This window comes from Candidatus Thiodictyon syntrophicum (assembly GCF_002813775.1).
Lineage (GTDB): Bacteria > Pseudomonadota > Gammaproteobacteria > Chromatiales > Chromatiaceae > Thiodictyon > Thiodictyon syntrophicum.
The window spans coordinates 5,448,301-5,469,351 of the sequence record NZ_CP020370.1 but is presented as its reverse complement, the minus strand read 5'-3'; the positions used below and the strand labels follow the sequence as shown (position 1 = coordinate 5,469,351).

The window sequence follows — 21,051 nt, the reverse complement described above, 5'->3', positions numbered from 1 at the left end:
CCGCGGCGTGCTTCCGGTCCGCGACTGGTCAGTCCCCTGTCGATTTTTGATTCAGGGGCTTGCTCATGACCCGCACCATGAAGTATCTGCGGTTGTCGGCCGCCCTGGCCGTCGTCGTGCCGCCGCTCGCGCAGGCGACTAAACAGGACTATTCCGATCGCCAGCCAAAGAGCCGAAGCGAGCGATGGCACCGACCGGAATCAGGTCAGATGCCCTGATGGTCAGCGGCTGGAGGGCAATCGGTGTGTCGATACCCGACCCACGTGCCCTTATGGGCAGCGACTGGAGGGTTACCGGTGCGTTGACTCGCGGTAGGTATCGATCCGGTTGCAGCTGGCCAGCGCCGCGGTCGCTGCGGCGTGTGGCCGGTGACTTGTCGGTCTGAGGCGAAGCCTCGTTAAGATTCACGTGGTCAGGTACAGATGCTCCAGGTAGCGGGCCACCGACTCGTCGGCATTGCCGCCGATCACCCGCAAGGCGGGCAGGGCCGCCGCCAGGCGCGGGTCCGCGTTCTCCATGATGATTCCGGTACCGGCCAGCGCGAGCATCTCCAGGTCGTTCATGCCGTCACCAAAGGCGAGTACCGCGCCGAGTGCGATCCCGAGCCGCTGCGCCACCCGTGCCAGTGCCGCCCCCTTGGACACGCCGTGCGCCATGATCTCAAGGGTCACGGGCAGTGAGAAGGTGGTGGTTATAATCTCGCCGAAACGCTCGCGGACCTGTTGCTCGATAGCGCGCAGGCGCGCCGGTTCGCCGTAGAAGAACACCTTCAGCACGTTGCTTCCGTCGATGGTCCGCAGATCGACCACCCGGTAGCAAAACCCTGAGTCCTGGTGGAAGCTCAGCAGATAGGGCTCGGGACGGGCTACCAGCCAGTCGTCCGTACGATAGACATTGGTGTGGACGTCCGCGAACGCCGGATCGTTGATCAGGGCGCGGACACACTCGGGGTCCAGCGGGGTGCAGTCGATCAGCCGGTACCGGCAATCATGTACCGCGGCGCCATTCGACGAGATCAGGCAGCCGTGACCGCCGAGTTGGTCCGCAAAGGTGCGGATGTCCTGGAAGTGTCGCCCGGAGGCGAGCATCACGTCGATGCCCTGCGTGCGCAACTGCGCCAACACCGAGCGCGTGTAGTTGCCCAGTCGATGCGCGGGGGTGAGCAGGGTGCCGTCGAGGTCGCAAACAACGAGATGGTACATCGGGGGATATTTAAGCCTCTGAGTGGTTCGTGTGTGGCAGTGGGACAGATCGCAGGTCCGGGGTGATCGGCGCAGCAGGGTCAGGGCTCCGCTTCCGCTATCGCGTCGGCGAAGTCGATGATCACCGTGCGACCAAACCGCGGGTGGCTCGCAATGGAAACCCCGACGGCACCGAATCGGGGGTCGAGAATATTGCGGCGATGCCCTCGAGATGTAACCCCGTCGTCGATCAGGAGCCGACTGACGATCTCGCGTCCACTGACTGGACCATAGGCGGCGACTTCTCCGACGATCCATTCCCAATGCCCCTGGTCGGCGATCCGTGCCGACGGGGTCGAGCCATCGCGGCCGCCGTGGCCCGTCTCGCCGGTCGCTGCCTGCTCCGCGGCTTGCATGCGTGCAGCCCGGGTCAATGCGGCGGAAACCAGCAGGGGACCCATGGGGGCCGTTTCGTCCAACTCTTGGGCTGCCTCATCGACTGCGGCTGACCCTTCATGTGTACGCAAGCCCCGGCCGCGTGGGTCGAGTGGGTCGAGATAAATCTTCCCATGAAAGAGGATCCGGCGCGGCCTAAGGAACAGTCTTGCATAAGCGGCAGGGTTTGACCGGGCCAGGTTGATATGCGTGACCACGTCGCGCTCCTCCGGTGTCAGCAAGCCGCCCGCACCCGCGATGGCGAGGTCGGCGGGACTCCACTGCTCAACCGCGTCTGCGTGCGGGGGTCTCTCTCTTGCCGACTGCACGGCGCAGCCCATGAGCATGGCCGATAGAATCGCGACCCAGGCGCAACTGAAGGCACCGCTGCCGGACGGGCGAGTCGAATCAAGATGGCGGCTTACCGCCTCGTGCGGGGACGGCGACGGTCGCAATGCCGGATGAGGATGCGGACTGGTCCACCGCGCCGCAGCCCGGCGCGCCAACCGCTGACGGTACCCACGAGGCAGACAGCACATAGCGGGATAGGATCAGAAGTGAAAGTAGATGAATGGCGCACAATTTAATGGCACGCGCCACGAGAACGGCGCTGCGGCAATCTCCGTAAATCCCGCGTAGGCCGGCCGGTCGAGTCGGAGTTTCCACTGCCCGGACGCCGCAGCCGGAATGCGGCCGAGGACGGCATCCGCAATCACCGGCAGGAGAATGGCGGGCAACACCCAAGGCCGCATTGTCTCGGATAATCTTGTTCATAGGCGTAGGCCCCGGGATAGGTTAACTGGGCCACGCGAACGTTGAAGCCGGGCTGCGCCGACAACCGCTCGGTGAGAGGCCGTCACCGCCCCACCGCCGGTGTCATTGTATTCACCGGTCAAGGTGCTGCCGTTTTGCCGCTGATGCGTGCCTGCAGCCGGGCGAGTTTTTTCTTTAGGGCGCTGGAAGTCGGATTGGCCTTGATGCCGATCTGCAGGGTGGCGATCGCTGAATCGTTGTTTCCCAGCGATTCAAAGAGATCGCAGAGGCCGATGTAGGCCTGGATATGGGTCGGCTTGATGCCGATGGCTTTTCGGAAACGTTCCTCTGCCTCCTTCGGGTGACCACGTAGCGTTTCCCATTCACCGGCCTTGGTGTGCATCTCAGGAATCAATGAACATGTACTCTGGGAATTTCCCAGTACATATTCAAGATTGGCGATACCCCTGCCGTAATAGAAGTCAGCGGGCGTCCTGTCTGATTCCTGTCGGAAATAGCCGCGGTTAGCCCAGGCCAAGGCCCAGCAGTAGTGGTGGTGTCCGCTGCACCCTGATCGCTGAAAGGCGGCGAGCTTGGCCGCGAGCTCAGGGTTCTTGGTATCCTGAGGGAGCAGACGACCGGTCTGGTTAAACACCAGACACCAGGTCGGCAAGGTCGCGGCCTCGGCGGCGTTCATACGGGGGTCGTCCGCAATAACGGGGGGCGCCGCGAGCAGGATAAAGATGAGTCGGATGGCCGTCCCAAGAGCAATGAGCGGGTCACGCATTGATAACCTCAAGCTGCGGTGAAGCTGGTGTCTAACCGGGATTGAAGCGGAGATCAAGAACGAGTTATATCAGGCTGAGCACGGTGTCATCTACGCGTCCGACGGGGTGTCGCCGCGGCGGCCCGCGGGGCCGGTTTGGCGGCTGTCGCTTTCAGTCCTTGATTCGCTCGCGATGTCCCCCGAATTGGTAACGCATGGCCGACAGGACCTGATTGGCGAAATCCGCCTCGCCGCGGGAACTGAAGCGCTCGAACAATGCGGCGGTCAAGAGCGGCGCCGGGGTCCCGGTCTCGATCGCGGCGAGGCTGGTCCAGCGGCCCTCACCGGAGTCTGACACCCGCCCGCCGAATTGTGCAAGTTCCGGGTCGGCCTGAAGCGCGGTGGCGGTCAGATCCAGGAGCCAGGAGGCGACCACGCTGCCGCGCCGCCAGACCTCGGCCACCGCGGCCAGGTCGAATTGGTACTGGTAGTGTTCGGGGTTGCGCAGCGGCGCCGTCTCAGCGTCCGCCGGCCGGTCCGCGCGCCCGGCCCCGGCGTGCCTCAGGAGGTTGAAGCCCTCCGCATAGGCGCCCATCAGGGCGTATTCGATCCCGTTGTGGACCATCTTGACGAAGTGTCCGGCACCGCTCGGCCCGCAGTGCAGATAGCCCTGTTCCGCACGGCTGGGCGGGTCGGTCCGTCCGGCGGTGCGCTCGATGTCGCCGAGGCCGGGGGCCAGCGACCTAAGGATCGGGTCCAGGCGCTCGACCGCCTGCGCCTCGCCGCCGATCATCAGGCAATAGCCCCGCTCCAGGCCCCAGACGCCGCCGCTGGTCCCGCAGTCGATGAAATGGATGCCCAGCGGTGCGAGGCGGGCGGCGTGCGCAAGGTCGTCGCGATAGTTCGAGTTGCCCCCGTCGATGAGGGTGTCCCCGGCGCCCAGATGGGGCAGCAGGTCGTCGATGACCCGCTCGACCACCGCGGCCGGGACCATGATCCACGCGTTGCGCGGCGGGGTCAGCCGGGCGCAGAGGTCGGCTGGGTCCGCGGCGCCGATCGCGCCCGCCTCGACCAGCGCGGCCACCGCTGCGGCATCCCGGTCATAGACGACACACTGGTGCCCGGCGCGCAGCAGGCGCAGGACCATGTTGGCGCCCATCCGGCCGAGGCCGATCATTCCGAGTTGCATGGTGAGACCCTCTGCTTCGCGTTATTCGCGCACTGATTGACGCGGGTGAACCCAGAAAGAAGTTATCCACAGATGAACACAGATGAACACAGATTATTTATTGGCTTACGCTTGGCCGGAGGCTCGCCTTGTGGGTGATTGTGACAGTAGCGACAAGCGCATGACAATTGCCGAGAAATCTGTGTTCATCTGTGGACTTTAGGACGACAGGCGAGGGCGCGGCGTGCGGGGCCCTCAGACCGGGTGGGCCTCCAGCACCACCAGGGCGTGGGCGCCGACGCGGATCTGCCCGGCCGTCATGGGGGCCGGGGTGTCCGGCGGGAAGACGCCCGGCTCCGCCATGGTGTCCACGGCCAGGGTCCAGCGCCGGCCCGGCAGGGGCGGCACCGCGAACTCGAGTGCATCCTCCCACATATTGAACATGACGTGCAGCGGCGGTTCCGCGGCGCTGACCCCGGCCAGGGTGAAGGCGAGGGCGCGGTTGTCGGGGACCGACCAGCGTGGTTTGTCGAGCTGCAGCCCGTGCCAGGCGATGTCCGGCAGGTCCTGCCCGGGCTCCGGCGCCCCGGTGAGGAAGCGGTCGCGGGTCAGGCTCGGATGGCGGCGGCGCAGGGCGATCAGGCCGCGCACATACTCGAGCATGGGCCGTTGCGCCTCCACCTGGCTCCAGTCGAACCAGGACAGTTCATTGTCCTGGCAGTAGGTGTTGTTGTTGCCGTCCTTGCTGCGCAGGATCTCATCCCCGGACAGCAGCATGGGCACCCCCTGGCTCAGCATCAGGATGCCGATGAAGTTGCGCGCCTGACGGCGGCGCAGGGCCAGGATGGCGGGATCGTCGGTCGGCCCCTCGACCCCACAGTTCCAATTGATATTCTGGTCGCTGCCGTCGCGGTTGCCCTCGCCGTTGGCCAGGTTGCGCTTGGTCTCGTAGCTCACCAGGTCCCACAGGCAGAAGCCGTCGTGACAGGTGATGAAGTTCACCGAGTTGGCCGGCCGCCGCCCGCGCGCCTGGTAGAGGTCGCTGGAACCGGCGATGCGGGTGGCGACCTCCGGGATCAGACCAGGGTCACCGCACACGAAGGCGCGCATCAGGTCGCGGTAGCGCCCGTTCCACTCGGCCCAGCGGAAGCCCGGGAAGTCGCCCACCTGATAGAGCCCGCCGGCGTCCCAGGCCTCGGCGATGATGTGGGAGCGGTTCAACAACGGAGACAACTCGGTGGCCCACAAGAACGGGGCATGATAGAGGGGGTTGCCGTCCTCCCCGCGGGCCAGGGCGCTGGCCAGGTCGAAGCGGAAGCCGTCCACATGCATTTGCTGCACCCAGTAAAGCAGCGCATCCACCAGGAAGCGGGTGACGATCGGGTGGTTGCAGTTCACCGTGTTGCCGCAGCCGGTGTAGTCGCGGTAGAGGCGGCGGTCGGTGAAATTCAGGTGATAGAAGACCTCGTTTCCCAAGCCCTTGAAACTGATGGTCGGACCAGTCCCGCCGCCCTCCGCGGTGTGGTTGAAGACGACGTCCAGGATCACCCCGATCCCGGCGCGGTGCAGCGCCTTGACCATGTCGCGGAACTCGTCGCGCGCCCGCGTCGCGTCGGCGGCGAAATGGGGGTGGGGGGCGAAAAAGCTGTGGGTGCTGTAGCCCCAGTAGTTCTGGTGCCCCAGGGCGGCGGTCGCGGGCGGGACATCCTGGCGGTCGAAGGCCATGATCGGCAGAAGTTCCACATGGGTGATGCCCAGGTCGCTCAGATAGGGGATCTTGTCGATCAGGGCCCGGAAGGTGCCGGGGTGGGCGGCCCCGGCGGAGGGGTGGCGGGTGAAATCACCCAGGTGCATCTCATAGATCACCGACTCGCTGAGCGGGACGTGGAGGGGTTGGTCGCCCTCCCAGTCGTAATCGTCGCGCAGCACCTGGGCGCGCATGGCGGTCGCCACATTGTCCCCGGGCCGGGCGGCGCGCGCCCGGTCCCAGAGGCGGTCGCTCACGGTCGTCGCCCAGGGGTCCAGCAGGGCCTTGTCCCCATCGATCCGGGCGCCGCTCTCGCGCGTATCGCAGCGGCCGTCGACCCGCCAGTTGTACCAGGTGCCGCTCGGCAGGTCCAAGACCAGGCAGTGCCAGAAAAAAAAGGTGCGGTTCACCCGCGGGTCGAGGCGGATGATCTGGAAGGGCGCGGGCGCCTCTTCGCGGTCGAACAGCAGGATCTCCGCCTGCTGCGCATAGCGGCTGAAGACGCAGAAGTTGACCCCGCCGTCGACGAAGGCGGCACCGCCCTGGTCCCAGTTGCCGGGTTCGACGCGATAGGTGGGTTGGGTCATGTCGTTTTCTCCGCGTTGCCGGGGCGTGATTGTTGAGCCCCCTCGATCCTAGCCCGCCACGCCACCGTAAGGTGCTGATTCTTTACTCCCCTTATAGGGGGCTTGACGTGGAGGCTCTGACGTTACGCCGGGGCTGTGCTCGGGTGATTCTAACCGCGGGCGCCACGCGGGCCTAGGTATTATCCTCGCCAACAGTGGTTTTCAGGCCAATCCAGGCTCGCCAACGCCCCCTTGGCGATGTAGAATTCCTGTCACGTGACCGGCTTGCGCGCGTTCCCCACCGAGGGTTGAAGCAGTGTGAAGGCGACCACTGCCTGTCTGATCACCCGTAAGTCCGGCTTGAGTTGGAGGCACCCTTAGGATGGCGAACGCCGACTACATTCTCGGCCCGGATGGTATCCATCAGCCGCCAACTTCGGTCGAACACCGGGATGAGGAGTACCCGGAGCGTGGCTTCGACACCCTGTGGGCGATGCAGGAGCGGCATTTCTGGTATCGTGGTCGCCATCGTTTCTTGCTGGGTGCGCTTGATCGGTACCACGCCGCTGGCGAGGCCCCGTGGGCTGCCGTCGACCTTGGCGGGGGGGTGGGGGGATGGGTGCGCTATCTGTCAGACCACCGACAGGGCCTGTTTCAATCCCTGGCGTTGGCCGATTCCTCCCGGGTCGCGCTCGGGATGGCGGCCAATGTTCTGCCCGCGGGCACGCGGCGCTTCCAAGTCGATCTCACGAACCTTGGCTGGTCCGAGCACTGGGATGTCGTCTTTCTCTTGGACGTGATCGAGCACCTGCCGGACGACCTGCGCGCATTGCGCGAGGCGCGTCAGGCCCTCAAGCCGGGTGGCCTGCTGTTCGTCACGACCCCGGCTCTGCCCCAGTTCTGGAGCTACAATGATGAGATTGCCCAACATCTTCGTCGGTATACCCGCCAGGATTTCGCGCGTCTAGCCAAGTCGGCTGGCCTCCAACTCTGCGATGCCCGCTACTTCATGTTTCTGCTCAGTCCGCTGTACTGGCTTGCCCGGCGTCGGCCGGGGGTCGCCAAGATGACCGAGACAGAGAAGCGCGAGATTGCGCTTCGTGCCCATCGCGTCCCGGCGCGGCCAATCAACGTGGTACTTACCGCTATCTTCGCAGCCGAAACACCGCTCGGCCACCAGGTCCGCTTCCCTTGGGGCACATCGATCCTCGCGGTTTTTCGTAAACCATACTGCCATGTCTAGCATCTCGCGAAACGGGTGGAGACGAAAGTCGCGATGACATTAATTTCAGTTGTTATTCCCGTTTACAAGGCGGAAGATTGCCTGCGAGAGCTTTATCGACGAATAAGGGCTTCACTCGAGACCATGTCGGCGGATTTTGAAGTGATTTTCGTCGAAGATTGCGGTGGTGATCGTTCATGGGCGATCATGCGCGACCTGGCGCAGCTTGACCCTCGCGTCAAAGGCCTGCAATTTAGTCGCAACTTCGGCCAGCACTATGGGATTACTGCCGGCCTCGATTACTGTAGGGGGGACTGGGTGGTAGTCATGGACTGCGACCTGCAGGACCAACCCGAGGAAATCCCGCGGCTCTATGACAAGGCGCAAGAAGGGTATGACGTAGTCTATGCGCGTCGAGCGCTGCGCCAGGATTCTTTTTTCAAGCGCATGTCTTCGCGGGCTTTCTACGCTGTGTTCGACTATCTCACCGAGCAGCAGAGCGATCCGGCCACCGCTAATTTCGGGATCTACAGCCGCGACGTGATCGATAATTTTCGGCGCATGCGCGAGTCGGTGCGCGCGTTTCCTCTTTTTATACGGTGGTTGGGTTTTCCATCCGCCGCTATCGATGTCGAGCACGCTCCCCGTTTCAGCGGTAAATCAAGTTACACGTTTAATAAGCTACTACATCTGGCGATCAACTCCATCGTTGCGCAGTCGAATCGTCCTCTGCGTCTGTCGATAAAATTTGGCTTCGTCATGGCGTTCTGTTCTCTGTTATTCGGCTGCTACGCCATGCTGCGCTACTTGATTTATTCGGTCCCGGTAATGGGGTGGACTAGTGTGATCGTCTCAATCTATTTTTTGGCTGGCCTTATGTTTATCAACATCGGATTCCTTGGTCTCTATATTGGCCGCATTTATGATGAAGCCAAGCAGCGGCCGCTATATGTGGTTCGTGAGCATCTCAATCTGATGCAAGGTTCCATAGGCAGATAAATGATCAGTCTCCAGCGTTACGGCATAATCCTGCGTCAGATCGGGCCGGATGATCTGGAAAAGGTTCGCTTATGGCGGAACGGTCCCGACGTGGTGAAGTATATGGCCTATCGGGATGAGATCACCCCGCAAATGCAGCAGCGCTGGTTTCAAGGACTGTGCAAGCGAGGTGACTTGTATTTTCTGATTTGCGACGCCGGGAAAGATGTCGGGGTCATCAACCTCAAGGATATCGACAGGCAGAAACAAGAAGCCGAGGGCGGCATTTTCATGGGGGCGGAGGAATTCTGCAATTCGTTGACTCCTTTTCGGGCCTCGCTCTGTCTCGCGGACTTCGGTTTTGAAGTGTTGGGCCTGCAGCGAATCAGAGCCCACATCCTTGATGGCAACCGTAGGGCCATTCGCTACAATACCTTGCTTGGCTATAAGCCGACGCAGATCATTGTGGATCAGTCTAACCGCCGTTATTATCTCGAGCGGGCGGACCACTACCACCATGTTTTACCCAGACTTGCGAAGGTCATGGGCTATCAACCATAGAGAGCCAGACAATGAATAGGCAAGAATTTCTTACCGCGATGGAAGAGATGCTCGAATTGGACGCCGGGCAACTGAAAGGGGATGAATCGTTGGCCGATCTTCCCTGGGACTCGTTGGCCGTCGTGTCCTTTATCGCCTTGGCCGATGAGCATCTTGATGTCGCGGTCAGTCCGCAGCGCCTGGCTCAAGCCAAGACTATTGGTGAGGTGCTGGCGCTGGTGGCAGATAAGCTCAATTGAGCATGGGAGAGTCGCATGAGTGAAGCGACATTCCAGGGCGTCCGTATCCGCGGAGTGGCGGCTGCGGTCCCGGAGCTGGTGCGTACCCTTGCCGACGATGCCATGGTCTTCGACGCTACTGAAGTCGAGAAGATCAGCGCGAGTACCGGAGTCAGGCAGCGGCATGTCGGTATGACGCTCACCACCGCAGACCTTTGCCAGGCGGCGGCAGAACGATTGCTTGCTGAAAGCGGATGTGCCCGCGAGTCGATCGATGCGGTCATCTTCATCTCACAAACGCCCGATTACCGACTGCCAGCCACGAGCTGTTGCTTACAGCAGCGCCTCGGTCTTTCCCAGCAGTGCGCCGCCTTCGATGTCAGTCTGGGATGTTCCGGTTATCTATACGGACTGTGGTTGGCTTCAGGTATGATTTCCTGTGGTGCGATCCGGCGCGCTCTGGTTTTGGCGGGTGATACGAGCTTGAGGATCTGCTCTCCCGAGGACCGCTCGGTGGCGCTGCTCTTCGCTGATGGCGGTACGGCAACCATTGTCGAGCGACATGACGCTACCGCGCCGAGCCATTTTGTGCTTGGTACCGACGGGAGCGGTGAGCCGCACCTGAACATTCCCGCAGGCGGATTCCGTATGAGGAGTTCCCCAGAGATGTTCATCCGCCGTGAGTTCGAGGGAGGCAATAGGCGCGCCGCGACCGACCTTTACATGAACGGCGCGGAAATTTTTTCCTTCACTCTCCGGGTTGTGCCTGCGTTAGTCAAGAAAGTGCTCGAGAGAGCCGGACTAGCCGCCGAAGGCGTGGACCAGTTTGTCTTTCATCAGGCCAACAAGTTCATGCTTGATCACCTGATCAAGCGAATGAAGTTAGCGCCTGAGAAGTGCCTGCTGGGTCTGGAGAACTACGGCAACACCAGCTCGGCGTCGATCCCGCTGGCGATGGTCACGCATTTGGGCGAACGTTTGCGTCGCGAGGAACTCAGCCTGGTACTGGCCGGATTCGGGGTCGGTTTTTCGTGGGGTGGTGCGAGCCTGCGTTGCGGCCCTATGACCGTGCCGGCATTGGTGCTCGTTCCGGAACCACTGAGGCCATAACGAGAAGTGAGGAAGTGATGTACAATCCACTGAGTCTCGAAGGGAAACGCATCATGGTCACCGGGGCATCCTCTGGTATTGGTCGTGCGTGCGCAGAAATGATCAGTCGGTTAGGGGGGGAAGTCGTACTAGTGGCCCGCGATGAACAGCGGCTACGCCAGACCCTAGAGAGCCTGGATGGCAGTGGACACGAAGTGCATCGATTTGATCTAAGTGATTCAGACGCGACTCCCGCATGGATGAAACAAGTGACTCTATCGGGAAAGGTGCTATCGGGCATGGTTCATTGCGCTGGCATTGAAATCACCCTGCCAATCAAGACTATGAAGTTCGCCGATTATCGCCGCTTGATGAGCATCAACCTGGATGCTGCGTATGCGTTGTCCAAGGGATTTAGACAGCGGAATGTGGGGTCTCCAGCGTCGTCGATCGTATTCATTTCTTCAGTGGCGGCAATTAAGGCGATGCCCGGGATGATTGCTTACGCTACTAGCAAAGCCGCGCTGTATGGTTTGACGCGGAGTCTTGCGGTTGAGCTGGTTCGAGATGGAATTCGAGTGAACTGCGTAACCCCTGGTCTTGTCGAGACGGAGATGAAAATTCAGATGGATAGAAAGAGAACGCCAGAGCAGATGCAGGCTGTTCGGGCTAGTCACCTATTGGGATTAGGCACTACAATGGATGTCGCGCACGCAGTGGTCTTTCTACTCGCTGAGACCGGCCGATGGATTACCGGATCGAATTTGGTCGTGGACGGGGGTTACTCGATTAATTAGTGGCTGGAGTTTAGGGAATATTATGCCGTGAAAGCAAAAATTGGTGGGGTCAGCTATGTGCTGCCGCAGATCAAGCTCACTAATGCAGATCTAGTGCGGGATTATGCCGACTGGACAGTTGACAAGATTGCCGAAAAGACTGGTATCGATCAGCGCTATATTGCCGCTGAAGGAGAATGTGCGTCGGACTTGGGAATCCAAGCGGCCGAAGAGCTTTTTGCTACGGGTATTGCTTCTGCGGCCGATATCGACTATCTGTTGTTCTGTACTCAAAGTCCCGACTATTTTTTGCCGACATCGGCTTGCATCATCCAGAATCGCCTTGGTCTGCGAACAGCAGTCGGTGCCCTGGATTTCAATCTCGGCTGCTCCGGTTATGTTTATGGACTCGGCTTGGCCAAAGGGCTGATCGAAACCGCCCAGGCGGCGACGGTGCTTCTGATCACGGCTGAGACCTATAGCAAGTTTATACACCCCGGGGATCGTAGTGTGCGTACCCTCTTCGGCGATGCCGCGACGGCCACGCTGATAACGACAGTGCCGGACGACACCGAAATGATTGGCCCGTTCATCTATGGTACTGACGGTGCGGGGGCCAGGAATCTAATGGTTCCTGCCGGGGGGGCCCGACAGCGATCCTCGGCCCAGACGACTGTGGTCTCGGAAGATGATCAGGGTAATCTGCGTGCTCTGGATAATCTTTATATGAATGGGTCTGAGATTTTTGGATTTACACTGAGTAGTGTACCCAAGGCGGTGAAAGCGCTGTTGGACAAGGCTGGCGAGAGTATCGACACGGTGGATCTTTTTGTTTTTCACCAAGCTAACCGCTTCATGCTCGAACACTTGCGTAAGAAGTGCCAAATCCCGCAAGAGAAATTCGTCCTTGCTTATCAGCGCTTCGGGAACACCGTGTCCTGCACCATTCCCATTGCGCTAAAGGAAGCAGAGCGATCGGGACAACTCCGCAGGGGGATGCGAGTCATGTTGGTAGGCTTTGGCGTCGGCTATTCATGGGGAGGTTGCTTCGTCGAATGGTAATCGGAGCAATGGGGGCAGACATCTTGCTCAGTGCGGTTCTTTTTTCTTTCCGACGTTTTTCAGATGCTGCATCTCAATCTCGAACCACAGTGCTTGATAGGACCTGTCTTGTTTTTTCACTCGATGCGGGCATGGAATGCGTTTTGTCTTTTACCCGACGTTACTCCCCCCTCTAAAGCATCCGGTCGTGATTGCTGAATGTGCTCTACAACGTTGTTCTCGATCGCCCTTGGCGTATTTGGGGCTCAGGGGATGGAAGTGATATGTACCAGACGATTGGGCAATTTTTTCGGTATGGTATCGTTGGTGTGTTGTCGAATGCCGTCGGTTATTTGCTTTATCTCGGCATGACCGGGGTTGGGATAGGCCCGAAAGTTGCGATGACGCTGCTATACGCGATCGGAGTCGCTCAAACTTTCGTCTTCAATAAGCGCTGGACCTTCCGGCACCAGGGCCATCTTAGTATCGCGTTTGTCCGATACATTGCAGCTTATGGCTTCGGTTATTTTCTCAACCTTTTCGGCTTGCTGCTCTTGGTCGATCACATGGGGCTGCCTCATCAACTCGTTCAGGGGGCGATGATTCTGACGCTTGCCGTGATGCTCTTCCTGGCACAGAAATTCTGGGTGTTCAAGCCCCTCATAGACGTCAAAACGTGAAAGAACTGCATCTGTGCAAATTCCATATAACAAACCTTACCTTGGCGGCAAAGAGCTTTGGTATATCGCGCAGGCCCATGCCAAGGGCCAGATGGCCGGCGATGGCAGCTTCACCAAGCAGTGTCAGGGGTGGCTGGAGAATCGAACCGGGTGCCGTAAGGCACTGTTGACGCACTCCTGTACGGCGGCGCTGGAGATGTCCGCCATCCTCGCCGACATCCAGCCGGGCGACGAGGTGATCATGCCGTCCTTCACCTTCGTTTCCACTGCCAATGCCTTCGTCCTGCGTGGCGGCGTACCGGTGTTTGTGGACATTCGTCCCGATACGCTCAACCTGGACGAAACCAGGATCGAGGCGGCCATCACCCCGCGCACCCGAGCCATCGTGCCGGTCCACTATGCGGGCGTGGCCTGTGAGATGGACGTCATCATGGCGCTCGCCGAGCGTTATGGGCTACTGGTGATCGAGGACGCGGCGCAGGGGATCATGTCATCCTATCGGGGCCGGCCGCTCGGCAGTATCGGGCATCTTGGAACCCTGAGCTTTCATGAGACCAAGAACATTATCTCCGGCGAGGGCGGGGCGCTCTTGATCAGTGACCCAGCGCTCGCCGACCGCGCCGAGATCATCCGCGAGAAGGGCACGAATCGCAGTCAGTTTTTTCGCGGTCAGGTGGACAAGTACACGTGGGTCGACATCGGCTCGTCCTATCTGCCGGGGGAAATCATCGCGGCCTTTCTCTGGGCGCAGATGGAGGAGGCGGGTGTCATCACCGCCCGGCGGCTTGCGCTGTGGGAGCGCTATCATGCGGCTTTTGAACCGCTGGAGCGCGCCGGGCGGGTGCGCCGGCCAAGCGTTCCGGACGGCTGCGGGCACAATGGACATCTTTACTACCTGCTGTTGCGCGATCTCGATGATCGTACGGCCTTTATTGCGACGATGAAGCAGGCGGAGATTTCCTGCGTCTTTCACTATGTTCCGCTGCATAGCGCACCCCTGGGGCGGCAGGTGGGGCGCGCGGCTGGAACCTTGGCGGTAACCAGCGAGTTGGCTGAGCGGCTGGTGCGCTTGCCCCTATGGCTGGGGTTGGAGGGCGAGCAGGAACAGGTGATCGAGGCGGTGGGGCGGGCCTTGGAGGACGAGACACGGCGGTGATGGGAACGATCGTGCCGCGATTCATCTCTCCGATGCCGGCTCCACCCAATGCTCGCCGCCTCTGCTGGAGGACATCTCCTGCGCCATCGACCGCGGTGAGCGGGTCTGCTTGGTCGGGCGTAACGGGACCGGCAAGTCCACCCTGCTTAAGATCATCACCGGGGAGGTCCACCCGGACGGGGGTGAGGTGCGTTTCGGCCAGGGTATGACCGTGGCGCGCCTGGCCCAAGAGGTCCCGCTGCATGGCGACACCAGTGTCTTCGACGTGGTGGCCGAGGGGCTGGGCGACCTGGGGACCCTGGTACGGGACTACTTCTACCTCTCGCACCACATGACGGTGACGACGACGGCCGACGAACTGGCGCAGTTGGCGCACATCCAGCGGCAGTTGGACGACCGCGGTGGTTGGGAGATCGAGCAGCGCACCGAGCGTGTCATCTCCCGCTTGGGGCTGGACGCCGAGACGCCCTTCAATGCCCTCTGCGCCATCGGACCCAATGGGGTCGGCAAGAGCACCCTGTGCGGTTCCTGCTCGGGGACCTGGAGCCCCAGTCCGGGACCATCCGCCGCGGCAGCAATCTTCGGTTCGCCGATTTCGACCAGATGCGCGCCCAGCTCGACCCGGAGCGCAGCGTCCAGGACAACGTCGTCGGCGGCAGCGACCAGGTGCTGGTGGACGGCCAGAGCCGCCACGTCCTGTCGTCTGCGCGACTTCCTGTTCAGCCCGGAGCGCGCTCGCCAGCCCGTCAAGGCCCTGTCCGGGGGCGAGCGCAACCGGCTCTTGCTCGCCAAGCTCTGCACCCGCCCGGTCAACCTGCCAGAGTTCGAGTTCGACCAGCGGGTCGCTTGGTAAGGCGCTTCACCCCTGCCGGCCCGACGGCCACTCTTGCGGGTTCCGCCAGGCCACCCTCAGATCGCCTGCCTGGGCCATCAACCGTCTTGCCCGGCACCTTCCGGGCGGCTAAGATGGGGCCATATCCGGTCTAGGATGGTTGAATTTCCTCTCCGTTAATGAACGTTGCCTGCCAATCGCCGCGCCGCCAGCGCCGACTTATATCCGCTGTCGCGGCGGCTGTCCTTGTCGCCGTGGCCCTTGTGTACGGTCTCACCCTTACCACTGTGCCGGGGGTTCATTGCGATGAACCCTGGCTCGCGGAACGTAGCCTGAGCCTGCTAGAGACCGGCCAGTTCTCGTGCCCCTCGTTTCCCCTCTCGTACGCCCAGGTCGGTTCTATTTCCCCGGCGGCGGACGTGCTCCAGGTCAATATCTTCAGGCTGCTGGGGTACAACCTGACCTCGGTGCGCTTGCTGTCCCTTGCCGCCTTCCTGGGCTCCCTATTCTTTTGGTACCGAGTCATCCTCGCACTGTCGGATGAGTGGGCCGCAGTAGCCTTCCTGTATCTGTATCCGGCCCAGGTCCTGGTGTTTTACGCCGCACATATCGGCCGCTTTGAAATGCCGATCATCTTCGTCTTCTCCGTAGCCGTGTACCTGGCGGTCGCCTGGCGGCCGGGTATATCCGCGCAGGTGCGGTTCTTTCTGGTCGCTGCGACCGGCAGCCTCGCCGTGTTCTTTCATCTCCCAGGTGCCTTGGTACCAGTGGTCGCGGTTCTGGTAGGCGCCTGGGCACAACGGCTCCCGCGTGCGCAGTTGTTGCCCGCGGCCCTGTCGGCAACGGCCGGTGCGCTGGCGATGGCGATCCTATATCTGAGCCTGATCGACCTCGATGCATTACGCTGGGCATTGACCGGTGATTACCGCAATGCGGTCGGACCGCAGGCCGCGTCCACGGGTGGCTTCGGTGCTTATCTGAGCAACTGGCTGCAACTGACCTTGCGCGGAAGCTGGGTCGCCGGTCCGATCTACGAAGGGACCCTGCTGACCGCTATCTGTCTGCCCTGGTTTATCGTCGGGCTGAGCATGCGGCGCACCAGGTTCGGGGTGGCCACACTGCTCATCGGCGCTGCACTGACGCTACTCCTGCTCGCTGTGATCGGCCATCCCAACGAGCACTATCTCGTGTACATCAGTCCTTGGGCAGCTGGCGCACTGGCAATCGGACTCACCGCCGTCGGTACCGGCTGCCCGAACCAGCGAACCCTCTCAACAAAGCTCTGGTGGGGCGCCGCCCTGGCAACCTTGCTCTTGTTTGGGCTGCGCCTCGTGGTATTCATCACCGTCGCCTATCGTGGCAATTTCCAGGACTATCGGGCAAGTTTGCAGGCCGGCATACCAGCCGGCGCAGTCGTCTTCGCAACGATCGAGAACCAAATCCTGGTGGTTGGTGCCAACCGCCTGGTTGCCCTCGACGATCTGCGCATGCTGCACCGAATGGGCCGCAGCCCGGCGGTCGGGGACTACTTTGCCAACACCGGGGTCGGGTATGTCATTCTGGATGCGGAGGCCTACCGCACCCTGCGGCGCCCGGCCTCCCAACCTTGGGGCGAAGAAGTGATCACCTACATCCATCAACACGGAAGACTCGTCGCGCGTGTGCCGAACGACTACCTGCGGCTGACACCAGGCCTTGCATCACTGGCTCCAGTCGGCGGCGTACTTGCAAGCTTGCACCCTACATATCGGCGGCAAAGTGAAGCACCGACGGAAGTCTGGCAGCTGCCGCAGAGGCCCTAGCGGAAACCGATCAGGCCCCGCGCGGGCGGCACTGACGCCTGGGGCCATGAGCAAACCCTTCCGCCGCCCGTCACCTGCTGCCATCGAGGAGCAACGGTGTCACAAAAAACAGCAGGAACGGACGCGACGTAAGCGACCCGCCCGCAGTTCGCGGCCAACCTAACCGCACGCCGACACGCTGTTTCGGCTGCTGCGCGACAGCGACGTGGCCCACCTCGAACAGGTCCATATCGACTTTGGTCGCGGTGCCTGATCCGCACCAAGACCTTTCGACGCTATCTGCTCAACCAGGCCTATCCCATTGCCATCGACGGCGCCCAGAAGTTCACCCTGTTACTCGACGGCCTGTATCCCAACGGACCGGTGATGCAGTCCCGCCATCAGTGCTTCAGGGCTGTCCTAACGCCTTGCATTTTCCAGCCTGCTCGATACCCTGCTTGGCTGCGTCCCCCACATCTGCCGCTGCCCCGTTTTTTGCCTGGAACCCCCATGACCATCCTGAGCCTTGAATCCGTTGCCCTGTCCTACGGCCTGCCGCCCCTGCTGGAGGACATCTCCTGCGCCATCGATCGCGGCGAGCGGGTCTGCTTGATCGGGCGTAACGGGACCGGCAAGTCCACCCTGCTCAAGATCATCACCGGGGAGGTCCACCCGGACGGGGGTGAGGTGCGTTTCGGCCAGGGTATGACCGTGGCGCGCCTGGCCCAGGAGGTCCCGGTGCATGGCGACGCCAGTGTCTTCGACGTGGTGGCCGAGGGGCTGGGCGACCTGGGGACCCTGGTGCGGGACTACTTCCACCTCTCGCACCACATGACGGTGACGACGACGGCCGACGAACTGACGCAGTTGGCGCACATCCAGCAGCAGTTGGACGACCGCGGCGGCTGGGAGATCGAGCAGCGCACCGAGCGCGTCATCTCGCGCCTGGGGCTGGACGCCGAGACTCCCTTCAATGCCCTGTCGGGCGGGCTCAAGCGGCGGGTGCTGTTGGCCCAGGCCCTGGTGCGGGGGCCGGACCTGCTGCTGCTCGACGAGCCGACCAACCACCTGGACATCGACTCCATCGACTGGCTGGAGGGCTTTCTCAAGGATTTTCAGGGGGGGCTCCTGTTCGTCACCCATGACCGGCGCTTCCTGCAACGCGTCGCCACCCGCATCCTGGAACTGGACCGCGGGCGCCTCACCGACTGGCCGGGCGACTATGCCAACTATCTGCGCCGCAAGGAGGAGCGGCGCCATGCCGAGTCCCAGGCCAATGCCCTCTTCGACCGTCGGCTGGCGGACGAGGAGGTCTGGATCAGGCAGGGCGTCAAGGCGCGGCGTACCCGGAACGAGGGTCGGGTGCGCGCCCTGGAGGCCATGCGCAGCGAGCGCATGGAGCGGCGCGAGCAACAGGGAACCGCACGCCTGCGCCTGAGCGAGGCCGAGCGCTCCGGCAAGCTGGTGGCCGAGGCCGATGGCGTCACCTATGGCTGGGGCGGTGCGCCCGTGATCCGCGATCTCAGCACCCTGATCCTGCGTGGGGACAAGGTCGGCATCATCGGACCCAATGGGGTCGGCAAGAGCACCCTGCTGCGGCTCCTGCTCGGGGACCTGGAGCCCCAGTCCGGGACCATCCGCCGCGGCACCAACCTCCAGGTCGCCTATTTCGACCAGATGCGCGCCCAGCTCGACCCGGAGCGCAGCGTCCAGGATAACGTCGCCGGCGGCAGCGACCAGGTGATGGTGGACGGCCAGAGCCGCCACGTCCTGTCCTATCTGCGCGACTTCCTGTTCAGCCCCGAGCGCGCCCGCCAGCCCGTCAAGGCCCTCTCAGGGGGCGAGCGCAACCGGCTCCTGCTCGCCAAGCTCTTCACCCGCCCGGCCAACCTGCTGGTGCTCGACGAGCCGACCAACGACCTGGACACCGAGACCCTGGAACTGCTGGAAGACCTGCTGGTCTCCTTCGCCGGGACCGTACTCCTGGTCAGCCACGACCGCGCCCTGCTGGACAACGTCGTCACCAGTTCACTGGTATTCGAGGGCAACGGCGTGGTCCAGGACTATGTCGGCGGCTACGAGGACTGGTTGCGCCAGCGCGCCCAGGCGCCCGCGGCGGCACCCAAGACCCTGGCGCCCGCCCCCGGACCGGCCGCGGCCGCGGCCGAGCCCAAGCGCGCGGTGGTCAAGCTGACCTTCAAGGAGAACAAGGAACTGACCGAACTGCCCGCCCGGATCGAGTCGCTGGAGACCGAGCAGGCGGCACTGAGTGCCCGCCTCGCCGACCCGGCCATCTACCAGGGCGACGGCGCCGCCCTGGCCGCGGTGCGCGAGCGGCTGACCGCGATCGAGGCTGATCTGGCCGCGGCCTATGTCCGGTGGGAGGCGTTGGAGGCGCGGCGGTAGGGCGGAACGCCGCAGGCGGTTCCGCCATCTTCGGCGCCGCCGTCATGGTGGATCGACGGTATTTTGCCGATCTCTTAACATGATGGCCTGCCCTGTCTAAAAACGTTCAAGCCGCTGTTATAAAACGATAATATTGCAATGAAGACCGCAACCGTCGCCGCTGCCGAGTCCCGTCTCTCGTCTTTGCTCGCCGACGTCGAGGTGGGCGAAGAGGTCGTCATCACCCGTCGCGGGCGGCCCTTGGCGCGGTTGGTTCCGGAGCCACCGGCCGCCGCGGCCTTCGATTGGGAGGCGCTGCGGGCCTGGGTGGAGGCTGGCCCCCCGGCATCGGGTGCAACAGTTGCGGAGCTTCGTGAACAGGACCTTCTGTGATTTATCTCCACACCTCCAAGGTAACCCATGAACCATCTTCGCCTCCTCATCGTGTCTCTCCTCAGCCTGATCGCCGTCGCCTGTGCGTCGCCCGCCCCGCCGGTTACGAGCGCGGAGCAGGAGGCGCGCGCCACCTTCGTGCAACTGGTCGAGGTCGCCAAGAAACGGCAGTTGACCCAATTCAAGGCGTTGATCGCACCGGCCGATCTCAAGGAAATGGAGGCCTTGGAAAGGGAGAAACCCGGCTTTTTCGAGATGTTTATGGGTTTTGTCGCCGACGGCGGCGATCCCAAGGAATACACCGCGCAGGTCAAGCCTGACCAGGTGCGGTTCGTCCGTCGCGTGACCGAGAAGACCGCCGACAGCTCCAGCACCGAGACGACGACGGTGACGATGATCCGGCAAGGAAACCGGTGGGTGTTTGGGAAGCCCCGCCCTTGAGGCACGCAGGACAGGTCGTTCTCGGAACTCTCCCGACACGGGCTTCGCGCCCCGCCGTTGGGAATAAGGGAGCATGCTCAGTCGGTTCCCGCCCGTGCGATCCCTGAGCCGCCTACTGCGGCCGCACCGGTCGGCGCTTACGCTTCGCGGGCGCCGGGGACTCCCCGCCCGCTGCCGTTCTACCCGTGCCGAACAATTCGGATAGCGATACGGTTGGGCGGTCCGGAAAACGCACCAGCAGCTCCAGGGAGCCGCCCATCGCGTCCACATAGCTGCGCAGAGTCGATAGGAGCATATCGGCCCGGTTTTCAAGACGCGAGATGCTGTCCTGTCCCATGCCTAACAATTCCGCCACACGCTCTTGAGTCAGGTCGCGCGCTTTGCGCAGGTCCCGCAGTGTCATTTCTTCCGCAATCAGCGCCGTGGCACGTTCTTCGACCTTCGCGCGACGCTCCGGCGGGAGCGCATTCATCAGGTCTTGTAGGTTCTTCATGGTTTGCTCTTGCTATTGCCCTTGCAGGCTGGCCAGATGCGCGCTGAACCGTTCGTCGGCCTTCGCGATGAGCCCTCGGTAGAAGCGTCGTTCGCCGACACCGCTCTTATCGCCGGCAACCAGCAGGATCGCTTGACGCTCGGGATCGAAGGCGAAAGCCACGCGCCAGACGCCGTCGTCTGCATCAAAACGCAACTCCTTCATGTTCGCGTGCCGCGATCCCTTCAAGGTATCCACGCGGGGGCGGCCGAGATGCGGTCCGAAGATTTCCAGGAGCTTCGCGTTGGCCAGCAACTCGTCCTGCACGGACTGCGGCAGACCCAGGAATTCCGGTTCAAACGCCGGATCGAGCAAAACGCCCCAATTCATCTTATCAGTATGATATCGGA

The 21,051-nt window shown here is 62.3% G+C and carries 22 protein-coding genes and 1 pseudogene; 16 read left to right on the top strand and 7 right to left on the bottom strand.

What is annotated here, in order from left to right:
• Positions 1 to 65: 65 nt before the first annotated feature.
• Entirely contained in the window at positions 66 to 218 is a 153-nt protein-coding gene (locus tag THSYN_RS34260) for a hypothetical protein (RefSeq protein ID WP_157817880.1), read from the top strand.
• 186 nt (positions 219 to 404) lie between these two features.
• Here the strand turns inward: THSYN_RS34260 and THSYN_RS23165 are convergent, their stop codons facing one another.
• The 5 genes from THSYN_RS23165 to glgX all read right to left on the bottom strand — a co-directional run bounded on the left by THSYN_RS23165 (position 405) and on the right by glgX (position 6,637).
• On the bottom strand, positions 405 to 1,202 hold the full coding sequence (locus THSYN_RS23165) for a Cof-type HAD-IIB family hydrolase (protein WP_100921220.1): 798 nt from the start codon (positions 1,200 to 1,202) through the stop codon (positions 405 to 407).
• 80 nt (positions 1,203 to 1,282) lie between these two features.
• The gene (locus THSYN_RS23160; RefSeq protein WP_157817879.1) at positions 1,283 to 1,963 is read right to left on the bottom strand and encodes a CAP domain-containing protein; all 681 of its coding nucleotides are present in this window, start codon (positions 1,961 to 1,963) and stop codon (positions 1,283 to 1,285) included.
• Positions 1,964 to 2,508: 545 nt separating this feature from the next.
• The gene (locus tag THSYN_RS23155; RefSeq protein ID WP_100921218.1) at positions 2,509 to 3,156 is read right to left on the bottom strand and encodes a tetratricopeptide repeat protein; all 648 of its coding nucleotides are present in this window, start codon (positions 3,154 to 3,156) and stop codon (positions 2,509 to 2,511) included.
• A 151-nt stretch (positions 3,157 to 3,307) separates the two neighbouring features.
• A complete protein-coding gene (gene gnd / locus THSYN_RS23150) occupies positions 3,308 to 4,324 on the bottom strand; it encodes a phosphogluconate dehydrogenase (NAD(+)-dependent, decarboxylating) (RefSeq protein WP_100921217.1) in 1,017 nt (338 codons plus the stop codon).
• Between the two features lie 234 nt (positions 4,325 to 4,558).
• Complete coding sequence (glgX, locus tag THSYN_RS23145; protein ID WP_100921216.1) at positions 4,559 to 6,637, bottom strand: glycogen debranching protein GlgX; 2,079 nt, start codon at positions 6,635 to 6,637, stop codon at positions 4,559 to 4,561.
• 361 nt (positions 6,638 to 6,998) lie between these two features.
• Between glgX and THSYN_RS23140 the strand changes: the two genes are divergently transcribed.
• The 15 genes and pseudogenes from THSYN_RS23140 to THSYN_RS23075 all read left to right on the top strand — a co-directional run bounded on the left by THSYN_RS23140 (position 6,999) and on the right by THSYN_RS23075 (position 20,169).
• On the top strand, positions 6,999 to 7,859 hold the full coding sequence (locus THSYN_RS23140; protein ID WP_100921215.1) for a class I SAM-dependent methyltransferase: 861 nt from the start codon (positions 6,999 to 7,001) through the stop codon (positions 7,857 to 7,859).
• A 15-nt stretch (positions 7,860 to 7,874) separates the two neighbouring features.
• Complete coding sequence (locus tag THSYN_RS23135; protein ID WP_216644615.1) at positions 7,875 to 8,837, top strand: glycosyltransferase family 2 protein; 963 nt, start codon at positions 7,875 to 7,877, stop codon at positions 8,835 to 8,837.
• Complete coding sequence (locus THSYN_RS23130) at positions 8,838 to 9,377, top strand: GNAT family N-acetyltransferase (protein WP_100921213.1); 540 nt, start codon at positions 8,838 to 8,840, stop codon at positions 9,375 to 9,377.
• Positions 9,378 to 9,388: 11 nt separating this feature from the next.
• Positions 9,389 to 9,616, top strand: a complete 228-nt coding sequence (locus tag THSYN_RS23125) for an acyl carrier protein (RefSeq protein ID WP_100921212.1) — start codon at positions 9,389 to 9,391, stop codon at positions 9,614 to 9,616.
• 15 nt (positions 9,617 to 9,631) lie between these two features.
• Positions 9,632 to 10,705 carry a 3-oxoacyl-ACP synthase III family protein gene (locus tag THSYN_RS23120; RefSeq protein WP_100921211.1) on the top strand — a complete coding sequence of 358 codons (1,074 nt, stop codon included), beginning with the start codon at positions 9,632 to 9,634 and terminating at the stop codon, positions 10,703 to 10,705.
• A 17-nt stretch (positions 10,706 to 10,722) separates the two neighbouring features.
• Positions 10,723 to 11,481: an SDR family NAD(P)-dependent oxidoreductase gene (locus THSYN_RS23115; protein WP_100921210.1), complete on the top strand. Its 759-nt coding sequence runs from the start codon at positions 10,723 to 10,725 to the stop codon at positions 11,479 to 11,481.
• A 27-nt stretch (positions 11,482 to 11,508) separates the two neighbouring features.
• Positions 11,509 to 12,522: a 3-oxoacyl-ACP synthase III family protein gene (locus THSYN_RS23110; RefSeq protein ID WP_100921209.1), complete on the top strand. Its 1,014-nt coding sequence runs from the start codon at positions 11,509 to 11,511 to the stop codon at positions 12,520 to 12,522.
• Positions 12,523 to 12,785: 263 nt separating this feature from the next.
• The gene (locus THSYN_RS23105) at positions 12,786 to 13,181 is read left to right on the top strand and encodes a GtrA family protein (protein ID WP_100921208.1); all 396 of its coding nucleotides are present in this window, start codon (positions 12,786 to 12,788) and stop codon (positions 13,179 to 13,181) included.
• Positions 13,182 to 13,194: 13 nt separating this feature from the next.
• The gene (rffA, locus tag THSYN_RS23100; protein WP_100921207.1) at positions 13,195 to 14,337 is read left to right on the top strand and encodes a dTDP-4-amino-4,6-dideoxygalactose transaminase; all 1,143 of its coding nucleotides are present in this window, start codon (positions 13,195 to 13,197) and stop codon (positions 14,335 to 14,337) included.
• 19 nt (positions 14,338 to 14,356) lie between these two features.
• Positions 14,357 to 14,728 (top strand): annotated as a pseudogene (locus tag THSYN_RS37430) (ATP-binding cassette domain-containing protein); the annotation flags it as partial.
• Positions 14,705 to 15,190: an ATP-binding cassette domain-containing protein gene (locus THSYN_RS37425; RefSeq protein ID WP_418219946.1), complete on the top strand. Its 486-nt coding sequence runs from the start codon at positions 14,705 to 14,707 to the stop codon at positions 15,188 to 15,190. The pseudogene THSYN_RS37430 and the gene THSYN_RS37425, both read left to right, overlap by 24 nt.
• A gap of 398 nt (positions 15,191 to 15,588) precedes the next feature.
• Positions 15,589 to 16,971 carry a hypothetical protein gene (locus THSYN_RS23090; RefSeq protein WP_100921206.1) on the top strand — a complete coding sequence of 461 codons (1,383 nt, stop codon included), beginning with the start codon at positions 15,589 to 15,591 and terminating at the stop codon, positions 16,969 to 16,971.
• A gap of 489 nt (positions 16,972 to 17,460) precedes the next feature.
• The gene (locus THSYN_RS23085; RefSeq protein ID WP_100921205.1) at positions 17,461 to 19,356 is read left to right on the top strand and encodes an ATP-binding cassette domain-containing protein; all 1,896 of its coding nucleotides are present in this window, start codon (positions 17,461 to 17,463) and stop codon (positions 19,354 to 19,356) included.
• Between the two features lie 138 nt (positions 19,357 to 19,494).
• Complete coding sequence (locus tag THSYN_RS23080) at positions 19,495 to 19,728, top strand: type II toxin-antitoxin system Phd/YefM family antitoxin (RefSeq protein ID WP_100921204.1); 234 nt, start codon at positions 19,495 to 19,497, stop codon at positions 19,726 to 19,728.
• A gap of 27 nt (positions 19,729 to 19,755) precedes the next feature.
• Entirely contained in the window at positions 19,756 to 20,169 is a 414-nt protein-coding gene (locus THSYN_RS23075) for a hypothetical protein (protein WP_100921203.1), read from the top strand.
• A gap of 112 nt (positions 20,170 to 20,281) precedes the next feature.
• Here the strand turns inward: THSYN_RS23075 and THSYN_RS23070 are convergent, their stop codons facing one another.
• On the bottom strand, positions 20,282 to 20,662 hold the full coding sequence (locus THSYN_RS23070) for a helix-turn-helix domain-containing protein (RefSeq protein WP_100921202.1): 381 nt from the start codon (positions 20,660 to 20,662) through the stop codon (positions 20,282 to 20,284).
• Between the two features lie 12 nt (positions 20,663 to 20,674).
• On the bottom strand, positions 20,675 to 21,031 hold the full coding sequence (locus THSYN_RS23065) for a type II toxin-antitoxin system RelE/ParE family toxin (protein WP_100921201.1): 357 nt from the start codon (positions 21,029 to 21,031) through the stop codon (positions 20,675 to 20,677).
• Between the last annotated feature and the right edge of the window lie 20 nt (positions 21,032 to 21,051).